Below are 1,054 nucleotides of genomic sequence, written 5' to 3'. Positions count from 1 at the left end.
ATTCATAATAATCCTGAAGAATCACAACGGTTATTAGGACTGCATTATGAACAGCTAAAGCAACTTATAGAGAAAGCAATAGAGCTACATAATAATAAAAAGGAATTGGCAGAATCTAAAAAAGTTAGACTCATTCTGGGAGGAGGTGGACGCAAGCCAAAACTAACCCCAGAGTCGCAAATAATTTTAACATTAACATATTTACGTCATTTGACAACATTTCAGTTACTGGGAATTCAATTTGGCGTAAGTGAGACAACAGCAAATGATACATTTAACTATTGGTTTCCACTACTGGGAGAATTATTACCACCAAGTTTAATATCACAGGTAAAAAAAACTCCAACGACCACGAAATTGTTAAAGAACTGTTAACGGAGTTTGAGTTAATCGTGGATAGCTATGAACAGCCTATAGAAAGACCTTCAGAGCATGAGACACAAAAAAAGTATTACTCAGGTAAAAAGAAAACTCATACTAGAAAAAACCAGCTAATTGTCCTACCAAATGGTAAAGATATTGTAGATGTAAAGGCTGGTAAACCAGGTCCCAAAAGTGATATCAGCTTATTTCGTGAAACCTCCCAGGAATTTGAGACCAAACAAAGGTTTAATGGGGATAAAGCTTATGAAGGAGAAGAGTCAATTAAAACCCCTCAGAAAAAACCGAAAAAACAAGAATTAACGCCTGAACAAAAGTCCAGAAATAAAGAACTAGCGTCGGAAAGAATTTTTGTTGAACATTTAATTCGTTTAGTCAAGATATTTAGAGTTGCCCAAGAAAGATTTAGATTAAATACCCAGAAATATGAACAAATAATTATGACTATTTGTGGACTTGTAAGATTGCGTATTGGTACTGTTATTTTGTAGCTATAGCAAATTGCAAGTTTCCTGCATAAAATCTAATTTCAGAGGTGCTATTTTTTGGCTAATTCCCAATAGCAGGCATCTTCAGCACTGATTATAGCGTATAATCTGAGTATCTTTGCACTTAACCTTCATTTCCTCAAAAGCAGTTGTGGTGAAGGTTAGATAGTTTTCGGAGATGTCTA

At 34.7% G+C, this 1,054-nt stretch carries 2 protein-coding genes; both read left to right on the top strand.

The window, feature by feature from the left end; genetic code table 11:
* Positions 1-375: helix-turn-helix domain-containing protein (locus tag FFR48_RS29860; protein ID WP_371851497.1), on the top strand; the 375-nt coding region annotated here is incomplete at its 5' end.
* A gap of 17 nt (positions 376-392) precedes the next feature.
* On the top strand, positions 393-872 hold the full coding sequence (locus tag FFR48_RS29855) for an HARBI1 family protein (RefSeq protein ID WP_236104235.1): 480 nt from the start codon (positions 393-395) through the stop codon (positions 870-872).
* Positions 873-1,054 lie beyond the last annotated feature (182 nt).

The sequence above is a fragment of the Sphaerospermopsis reniformis genome, from assembly GCF_005402885.1.
GTDB lineage: Bacteria > Cyanobacteriota > Cyanobacteriia > Cyanobacteriales > Nostocaceae > Sphaerospermopsis > Sphaerospermopsis kisseleviana.
The sequence above is the reverse complement of the archived record's forward strand: the minus strand, read 5'-3'. Positions and strand labels throughout refer to the sequence as shown.